Annotated in this window: 1 pseudogene; it reads left to right on the forward strand. The window is 57.0% G+C overall.

From position 1 onward, the window contains the following. Positions 1-53 precede the first annotated feature (53 nt). Positions 54-265 (forward strand): annotated as a pseudogene (locus B7449_RS15565) (DotD/TraH family lipoprotein); the annotation flags it as partial.

Consider the following 265-nt stretch of genomic DNA (forward strand, 5'->3'; position numbering starts at 1 on the left):
TGCAGCAGTCGCAAGATGATCTTCGAAGCTTCTCCCGTTATCCGGAGAAGCTCATGAAACATTCTCTGCTCATTTTTCTTTTGCCCATGGCGCTCAACGCCTGTGCGCAGAGCCTGTCGTCACCTTCTCCCATTGCGACGACCGGCATGGCCAATCCTGAACTGGCCTTGCAGCGGTCAATGGCAGAAACCACGACTGATCTTCGGGAACTTGGCAGCATCCGCCCGTCTCCGGTCGTGGCATCTGCCAACCAACCCCTGCTCCC

The organism is Komagataeibacter intermedius TF2, from assembly GCF_000964425.1.
Classification (GTDB): Bacteria; Pseudomonadota; Alphaproteobacteria; order Acetobacterales; family Acetobacteraceae; genus Komagataeibacter; species Komagataeibacter intermedius.